Source organism: Arthrobacter sp. Y3221157 (genome assembly GCF_059089865.1).
In genome coordinates this window covers 1-8,294 of sequence record NZ_JBNHFD010000118.1, presented here as the reverse complement: position 1 = coordinate 8,294, position 8,294 = coordinate 1, and the positions used below count along the sequence as shown (strand labels likewise).

7 protein-coding genes and 1 pseudogene are annotated in these 8,294 nt (G+C 65.1%); 3 read left to right on the top strand and 5 right to left on the bottom strand.

Going from position 1 to position 8,294, the window contains the following annotated elements:
- Window positions 1-158, bottom strand: a pseudogene (locus AC5RTT_RS18890) (aminotransferase); the annotation flags it as partial.
- A 93-nt stretch (window positions 159-251) separates the two neighbouring features.
- Here AC5RTT_RS18890 and AC5RTT_RS18885 point away from each other — a divergent pair.
- Window positions 252-428: a hypothetical protein gene (locus AC5RTT_RS18885; RefSeq protein ID WP_494146476.1), complete on the top strand. Its 177-nt coding sequence runs from the start codon at window positions 252-254 to the stop codon at window positions 426-428.
- Window positions 429-471: 43 nt separating this feature from the next.
- On the opposite strand, the gene betT is transcribed toward AC5RTT_RS18885, so the two are convergent.
- From betT to AC5RTT_RS18865, 4 genes are all read right to left on the bottom strand, one after another.
- Window positions 472-2,604 (bottom strand): choline BCCT transporter BetT, encoded by a 2,133-nt coding sequence (gene betT / locus AC5RTT_RS18880; RefSeq protein WP_494146475.1) that lies wholly within the window; start codon window positions 2,602-2,604, stop codon window positions 472-474.
- Window positions 2,605-3,095: 491 nt separating this feature from the next.
- Window positions 3,096-4,736, bottom strand: coding sequence for a GMC family oxidoreductase (locus AC5RTT_RS18875; protein WP_494146474.1), 1,641 nt, complete (start codon window positions 4,734-4,736; stop codon window positions 3,096-3,098).
- The gene (locus tag AC5RTT_RS18870; protein WP_494146473.1) at window positions 4,737-6,233 is read right to left on the bottom strand and encodes an aldehyde dehydrogenase family protein; all 1,497 of its coding nucleotides are present in this window, start codon (window positions 6,231-6,233) and stop codon (window positions 4,737-4,739) included.
- 355 nt (window positions 6,234-6,588) lie between these two features.
- Entirely contained in the window at window positions 6,589-7,215 is a 627-nt protein-coding gene (locus AC5RTT_RS18865) for a TetR/AcrR family transcriptional regulator (protein WP_494052464.1), read from the bottom strand.
- A 138-nt stretch (window positions 7,216-7,353) separates the two neighbouring features.
- On the opposite strand from AC5RTT_RS18865, the gene AC5RTT_RS18860 reads away from it, so the two are divergent.
- Window positions 7,354-7,857, top strand: coding sequence for an Lrp/AsnC family transcriptional regulator (locus AC5RTT_RS18860; RefSeq protein WP_494146472.1), 504 nt, complete (start codon window positions 7,354-7,356; stop codon window positions 7,855-7,857).
- Window positions 7,858-7,976: 119 nt separating this feature from the next.
- A partial coding sequence (locus tag AC5RTT_RS18855; protein ID WP_494146471.1) for a thiamine pyrophosphate-binding protein occupies window positions 7,977-8,294 on the top strand: 318 nt, incomplete at its 3' end.

Below are 8,294 nucleotides of genomic sequence, written 5' to 3'. Positions count from 1 at the left end.
GCGGGCAGCGGCGCGTAGTGGCTTTCGTTGCTGGCCAGGGCCGCGATGTCCGCGCCGGCGCCCCGGCGACCCGGGACGTAGGACGGAAGCCCGGTTACAGCGCCACGAAGGGCGGGCAGCGCGGTGGCCGGTCTTGTCAGGAGTTGATCAGGGGTCATGAAGACTGATCATGGTTGTGACCCCGCCCACACCGCAAGATACGCTCTAGCCATTGGGACTTCTGCTCAACTTCTAGTAGCTCTGGTGAAAATATGACCATCACGAACTCCCGCACCCTCGATTCCCTCGACGGCAGGATCGTGATCCGCAGCGGCGCAGGCTACTGCCTGCACCTGCTGACCGCCATAGGCGCCGTCGTACTTTCCGGGAAAGTACGACGGCGCCTATGGCATCCACAGAGCAGGACTCAGTGGAGTGGTGGTGAGTGACTCCGCTCTCGCCGTCCCCCTTCTGCGCAGAGGAGACGTTGTGTCACTTTGTCTCGTCCTGGTGCACGAAGTCGGATTCCCAGTTGTCCTTGGCCGCCTGGTCCTCGGTGACGGCTGTGGTACCGGGCACCGCCCGGTTCAGGTGCAGGAATTCGAGGTGGGTTTCGTAGTGGTCAAGGACATCGGTGATGACCTGTTCCTTGCTGTAGCCGGCGAGGTCGTAGCTGTGGCTCCCCTCGAGGGAGAAGACCTCCATCCGGTAGTACTTCGGTTCGAGCCCGGCATTTCCAGGCGCGTAGGACGGGGTGTCGTACTGGACCGGGTAGATCTGATATTTGAACGGGCGCTCGTCACAGAGCCTCACCAGCAGGTCGACGTGACGGATGCCGCAGGTCTCGATGATGCCCGTCGTCAGGCTCACGTTGGCGTCCTGTGCCTTCAGCTCGTCGTGCACCTCCTGCAACGCGGGCAGCGCCACGGTGTCCACGAAGCGGTTCGCCTGCTTGGGCCCCGGGTAGGTCATGGCGCGGTTGAGGCGCTGCCGCCAGGTACGCGACGGCGGTCCGTCCGCGCTGTGGCCGGAGATGATTCCCGGCAGGCTCGCGCGGTAGCTGTCCGCCAGCGCGTTCTCCACGCGCAGGGCCTTGTAGAGGCCCAGCATGATGAACAGCAGCAGGATCGAGAGCGGCAGACCCATGATGATCGTCGCGTTCTGCAGAGTTGTCACACCGCCGACGGTCAGCATGGCGAGCGTCAGGAGTCCGGTCACCAGGGCCCAGAAGACGCGCAGCCACTTGGGTCCGTCGGCGTTGGCGTCCTTCAGGTGGCTCGTGAAGTTGGCCATGACGAGGGCACCTGAATCTGCGGAGGTGACGTAGAACAGCAGCCCTGTGAAGGTGGCCACACCAATGATCAGCGGCGCCGCAGGGTACTGCTCGAGGAGGCCGTAGAACGCCCGCTCCGGCTGGGCCATCGCCGTCTCACCGAAGGCAGCATTACCGTTCATCACGATGTCGAGGGCGCTGTTGCCGAAGATCGTGATGAACACCAGGATGAACGCGAAGGGGACCATGAGCGTGCCCAGCACAAACTGTCGGATGGTGCGGCCGCGGGAGATGCGCGCGAGGAAGAGTCCTACGAAGGGAGCCCAGGCAATCCACCATGCCCAGAAGAAGAGTGTCCACCCCTGCATCCAGTCACCGGGCCGGTCATAGGCGAAGGTGTCCAGCGTCATGGCCGGGAACCGGCTGAGCACGTCGCCGGTGTTCTGAATGATCCCGTCCAGCAGGAAGCTGGTCTTGCCGGTCAGGAGGATGAACACCATCAGGACGAGGGCGAGGATCACGTTCAGCTCGGCGAGCCGGCGGATTCCCTTCTCGACGCCGGAGAGCACGGACACGGTGGCCATGACAACGGCCACCACGATCAGGCCGATCTGGACGGCGACGTTCTCGGGCAAGCCGAACATGAGGCTGAGCCCGTAGTTGAGCTGCACGACGCCGATGCCCAGGGAGGTGGCAATGCCGAAGATGGTCCCGAGGAGGGCTGCGATGTCCACGCCGTCGCCGAGCGGACCGTTAATTTTCTTGCCGATGATGGGATACAGCGCGCTGCGGATACTCAGGGGCAGATTATGCCGGTAGGCGAAGTAGCCCAGGGCCAGCCCCATGAGCGCGTACAGGGCCCAGCCCGTGATTCCGTAGTGGAACAGGGTGAGGACCATGGCGTGCCGGGCGGCCTCGACAGTGCTGCCATCACCCTGCGGGGGAGCCAGGTACTGGGTCACGGGCTCGGACACCGAGAAGAACATCAGGTCGATGCCGATGCCCGCTGCGAAGAGCATCGACGCCCAGGTGAACATGCTGAACTGCGGCTTCGAATGGTCCGGGCCGAGCTTTGTCTTGCCCACCCGGGTCAGGGCGAGGACCAGGACGAACACCACCACGACGGTAACGATCAGGAAGTAGTACCACCCCATGTTGGTGGATACCCACGTGACCATGGACCCGATCAGGGCCTCGGCGCCTGCGGCGTCGCTGATGGCCCAGAGGGCGATCGCGAGGATTCCGGTGGCCGATCCGATGAAGACGTTCCAATTGACGCGGGTTCGAGCCACGGGGGTCGTGTTACCGCCTCCAGTAACTGTTACGGGCGGAGCGTCGGCTATCTGACTCATCTCGTCCCTTTCATTGTGCACGGCAGATCATGGCGGTGTTTCGTGTGGGCGGAAGTGCCGCATGAATCAATACTCTTGTTGCGTTCCAATATCTGGACTCCTAAGTCAGAAAAGCACGATGGTGATTGCCCGTGACCGCCATTGGACGCGGGCGAAATCAACGGCAGGGCAGCGATTGTGGGCCCCCGGCCGTTTCCCCCAAGTTTTTTTCCTAGTCTGGCTGTGCCTGCGCCGGCTCCCCTGTGGGAGGAGCCCAAGCGACTCCGCTGGGTGTGGCGCAGGTCATATGAGGAGATTAGTTCACATTGAACATGTGTTCAAGGCTTTTTAAAAATGAATGTTCAAGAATAATCCCCTTCGTGCGGCAGACCCGGGCTGATACGGAAAGACCCGGTGGAGGGAACATGATGAACCCTCCACCGGGTCCGCCAACCAGCGCCGGATCCCGCCGCGGGCGGACCCGGTCAGGCAAGCGGCGGGCGCGCTGCCCGTCAGGCGAGGGCCGCGCTGAGCTCCGCCTCCGCCGTCATGGTTTCGCCTGTTCGACTGGCACGGATGAGGTCCGCGCAGCGTTCACCGATCATCATGACGGTGATGTTGGGGTTGACCGTAACGTGCTCAGGCATGACGGAGGCATCGGCGACGCGCAGGCCGGTGACGCCCTTGACCCGAAGCTCGGGATCGAGCGGTGACATCTCGTCGTCGACCGGGCCCATCCGGACGGTGCCGACGGGGTGGTAGACGGTGTTGTGCGTCTTGCGGATGTAGTCCTGCAGTTCCTCGTCGGTCTGCGCTTCAATGCCGGGTGAGAGCTCTCGGCCCGTCCATTCGGCCATGGCGGGCTGGGCGGCGATTTCGCGGGCCTTGCGGATGCCGGCGACCATGACGCGCATGTCATGGCCCTCCGGATCAGTGAAGTACCGCGGATCCACCATCGGCTTGTCGCGGAAGTCCCGGCTGCGCAGCCGGACCGTGCCGCGGGAGCGGGCATGCGTGACGTTCGGCGTGAGGCTGAAGCCGTTCTCCGTGGTCGGATAGCCGTACCGCAGGGTGTTCATATCGAACGGGACGGAGCCGTAGTGCATCATCAGGTCCGGGCGGTCCAGGCCTTCCTCGGTGGGCGTGAAGATGCCAATCTCCCACCACTGCGTGGAAGTCTGCACCATCGGCTGCCTGGCCTCGAACTGCACGACGCCTTCGGGGTGGTCCTGCAGGTGCTCGCCGACGCCGGGAGAGTCGACCAGGACCTCGATGCCGTGCCCGGCGAGGTGCGCGGCGGGGCCGATGCCGGAGAGCATCAGCAGCTTGGGTGAATCGATCGCGCCGGTGGAGAGGATGACCTCGCAGTTCGCGGAGAGCCGGTGGGTGCGGCCGAAGGCCCCGTCCACCACGTCCACGCCGGTACAGCGCTTGTCCGCGTCGAACACCAGCTGGCGGGCGCGCAGGCCGGTCAGCAGGGTGAAGTTCGGCCGCTCGATGATGGGGTGGATGTAGGAGACGGAGCTGGAGGAGCGGGTGCCGTCCGTGCGGCGGTTGATCTGGAAGAAGTTGGCGCCGTTGACCACGGTGGTGCCGGTGTTGAACTTCGCGCGGGGGATGCCGGACTGCTCGCAGGCGTCCAGGAGCGCGACGCCGGCAGGATCGGCCGGGGGCACGTTCATCAGGTGCACGGGGCCGGAGTCGCCGTGGTGGGGTGCGTCCGGGCCGGCGTCCTCGTTGGTCTCCAGCCGCTTGTACAGCGGCCAGGCGTTATCGGCGTTCCAGCCGTTGGCGCCATACTTTGACTCCCACTCGTCCAGGTCCTCGCGCGGGGCCCAGAAAGCGATGCAGGAGTTGTGGCTGGAGCAGCCGCCCATGACCTTGGCGCGGGCGTGCCGCATGAACGAGTTGCCGTTTTCCTGCGGTTCGACCGGGTAATCCCAGTCGTAGCCGGATTCGAGCAGCTCCATCCAGCGGTCCAGCTGCAGGATTTCCGGGATGTTGCGGTCGTCCGGGCCCGCTTCGACGAGGGCGACGGTGACGGCCGGGTCTTCACTGAGGCGGGCGGCCACGGCGGCACCGGCGGACCCGCCGCCGATGACGACGTAGTCGAACGTGCGCTCGCCGAGGTCCTCGATGTTGTCGTAGTGCATCTAGTTCTCCTTGCTGTGGTCACCGAACCAGCCGGTGACCTGCGGGCTGGTGTTCTGGTAGATGTGCTTGGCTTCCTGGTATTCAGCCAGGCCGGTCGGCCCGAGCTCGCGTCCGACGCCGGACTGGCCGAAGCCGCCCCACTCGGCCTGCGGGAGGTAGGGGTGGTAGTCGTTGATCCAGACGGTGCCGTGCCGCAGCCGGCCCGCCACACGCTGCGCCTTGCCGGCGTCCTGGGTCCAGACCGCCCCGGCCAGCCCGTAGATGGTGTCGTTGGCGGTCGCGACCGCTTCATCCTCAGTGCGGAAGGTCTCAACGGTCACTACCGGGCCGAAGGCTTCATCCACGACGACGGACATCCCCTTCTGCACGCGGTCCAGGACGGTTGGCTGGTAGTAGAAACCGGCGTCGTACCGCTCTCCTTCAGGCGCCGCGCCACCGCACCGCAGCCGTGCACCCTCCTCCACTCCGCGCTGGACGTAGGTGTGAACCTTTTCCCGGTGGGCCGCGGAAATCAGCGGTCCGGTTTCGGCAGCTTCATCGAACGGACCGCCGATGCGGATGCCCTGGGCGCGGCGGACCAGCTCATCGACGAAGCGCTCGGCGATCGATTCCTCGACCACCAGCCGCGCCCCGGCGGAGCAGACCTGCCCGGAGTGCACAAACGCCCCGTTCAGCGCATTGTCGACGGCGGCGTCGAAGTCCGCGTCGGCGAATACCACGTTGGGGTTCTTGCCGCCGAGCTCCAGCGCCACCTTCTTCACGGTGCCGGCAGCAGCCGCGGCTATTCGCTTACCGGTCTCCAATCCGCCCGTGAAAGAGACCAGGTCGACGTCGGGGTGTTCAGAGAGCGGTGCCCCCGCCTCCGCGCCGGCTCCGGTCACGAGGTTCGCGACGCCGTCCGGAAGGCCGAGGTCCTGCAGCAGCTGCATGGCCAGGATCGCGGTGGACGGGGTCAGCTCGGAGGGCTTGAGGACGAAGGTGCAGCCGGCGGCCAGCGCGGGCGCGATCTTCCACGCAGCCTGGAGCAGGGGGTAGTTCCAAGGGGTGATCAAGCCGCAGACACCCACGGGCTCGTAGACAATCCTGCTAACGACCGCGGGGTCCCCGGGATCTACCACTCGGCCTGACTGTTGACCTGCCAGCCTTCCGAAATATTCAAAACAGGCGGCGATGTCGTCTATGTCGATCCGGCTTTCGATGATCCTTTTTCCGGTGTCCAGCGATTCGGCGCGGGCGAATTTCTCGCGGCGGCCACGCAGTTCCGCGGCGACCTTGAGTAGGAAGGCGCCGCGCTCAGGGGCCGGGACCGAGGACCAGACGCCGGAGTCGAAGGCTGCACGGGCCGCAGCGATGGCGCGCTCGGCGTCTTCCCGGCCGGCCTCGGACACCGTGGCGACCAGTTCGCCGTCGGCCGGGTTGCGAATTTCACGCACCGCGCTGGACGCGGCCGGCTCCCAAGAGCCGTTGATGAACAGGGTGGATGCGGTATCCGTCATGGTTCTCCTTGGGGTGGTGCGGGATTAGTAGTACGGCGACGGTCTTGGTGGTGGCTCCCGATCCGCCGCGGCGGGACGATTTGCCGACCTGCTGTCAGGGGGCGCCCCGGTGCTGGTGCTTGAGGCACATGCGCGCAGGGGCCAGGCGGTTGGATCGTGGCTGTCCTGGCGGAGGACTCTTCGGTCCCTAGGACTTCGCGCCGCCCGCAGGAGCCCACGTCGACGTCCTCGAAGTGAACTGTGTGGCGTAGGTCATACAATGCAGATTAGTCCATATTGAACAAACGTTCAAGGGTCAATCTGAACAAATGTTCAACAACGGTCGCAAAGCCGCTTCCGCTGGATGAGGTAGTTTCTAGGACTCCTGGGCTTCGCCCAGTGCGCGCTCGTTTTTTCGCGAAGGAGCGAAGGCAATGTGCTCCGTGCGGGCGATGCTTCGCTGGATGGATGCCTTGTCTATGCCAAGGAGCGCTGTTAGCCACATGCCGTTCTGTACGACGACAATGTCGGCTGCCCGCTCCCTGCAGTCATCGCGGGAAAGCTCGGGTTTGGCGTTCCCTATCAGCGCGGCGAGCCCATCGAGATACCGCTCGAACGCCGCCGCGTTGATCTGTGCAAAGTCTTCATGGGCTTGCGCCAGAGCCCACAGGTGGAGACGCAGCGACAGATAGCGTGTGGTCAGGAGTTCCGGGCCCGCGACGCGCTGGAGGGCCTTGCGGAGCTGTTCGTCCGGGGGTGACGCCGGGTCCGGCTCCACCAGCCTCAGGTCATGCTCGTCGATTCGCTGCAAGGCCGCGCGGACCAAGCTCGACTTGTCTTCGTAGTAGTAGTTCACGAGCCCCAGTGCCACGCCGGCTTCGCGCGCCACGGCGCGCATATTGATACCAGAGATTCCGTGGCGCGACAGCAGATCCAGCGCCGCCTCGAGAATCCGTGACTGCCTGTCAACCTGTCCCCCGGACTTCACGGTGCCTGTATCCACCCGGCCAGACTATGGGGAAACCCGGATGAGTGCACCACTGGTCGTGAGGACTGATCACGGTTGTGACCCGAACCACATTGCAAGATACGCTTTTGTGCTTGGGACTTCTGCTCAACTTCTAGTAGCTCTGGTGAAAATATGACCATCACGAACCCGCGCACCCTCGATTCACTCGACGGCAGGATCATCCTCGCCCTTGACAAGGATCCCGAAGCCAGCGCCCTGGCACTCTCCCGGACCCTCGGCGTCGCACGCAACACCGTCCACGCCCGGCTGGCACGGCTGGAGCGCAGCGGCGCGCTCCGCTCCTTCAGCCGGCGGCTGGACCCCGCCGCGCTCGGCTACGAGCTGATGGCCTTCCTCTCCCTGGAAATCAGCCAGACGCGGTTCGGCTCAGTGGAAAGCGGCCTCGCGGCGATCCCGGAAGTCATCGAGGTGCACGCCACCACCGGCGACGCGGACCTCATGGCCAAGGTGGTAGCCCGCGGCACCGCCGACCTCTACCGCATCACCAACCAGATCCTGGAAATCGACGGGATCCAGCGGACCAGCACCGCTATCTCCGTCATGGAACTCATGCCGCCCCGGTACGACGGCCTCATCAGCCGCCTGTCGGAGCAGGAAGGCCGCCCCTCGGGCTAAAGGCAAGTGACGCCGGCCACAGCTGGGCAGATTGTCACTTCCTCCTGCTTCTGCTGCCAAAAGTCCCAGCCGAATGTGAAGGTGTTGCCTATCCGCAGTACGTGCCACACGATTCCTGCATGACTTCACTTACCGTCTCAGGCCGCGTGGCACAGGTTCTCAGCAGCTATGTCAGCGACGTCTTCGGCGTCATGGGCAACGGCAACGCCTACTTCCTGGACGCCGCGGAGAAGCAGGGCCTCCGCTTCTCCCCCGTCCGGCACGAGGGGGCCGCCATCGCCGCGGCCGACGCCTACTACCGGGCCTCGGGACGCCTCGCCGCGGGCACCACCACCTACGGCCCGGGCTACACCAACGCGCTCACCGCCCTCGCGGAGGCGGTCCAGGCGCAGATCCCCGTGGTGCTGGTCACCGGCGACGCCCCCACCAGCGGTGCC

Excerpts from the sequence above, each read along its gene's own strand:
- AC5RTT_RS18860 (WP_494146472.1), top strand. The coding sequence starts at position 7,354 with ATGACCATCACGAACCCGCGCACCCTCGATTCACTCGACGGCAGGATC.
- AC5RTT_RS18870 (WP_494146473.1), bottom strand. The coding sequence starts at position 6,233 with ATGACGGATACCGCATCCACCCTGTTCATCAACGGCTCTTGGGAGCCG.
- AC5RTT_RS18875 (WP_494146474.1), bottom strand. The coding sequence starts at position 4,736 with ATGCACTACGACAACATCGAGGACCTCGGCGAGCGCACGTTCGACTAC.
- betT (WP_494146475.1), bottom strand. The coding sequence starts at position 2,604 with ATGAGTCAGATAGCCGACGCTCCGCCCGTAACAGTTACTGGAGGCGGT.
- AC5RTT_RS18885 (WP_494146476.1), top strand. The coding sequence starts at position 252 with ATGACCATCACGAACTCCCGCACCCTCGATTCCCTCGACGGCAGGATC.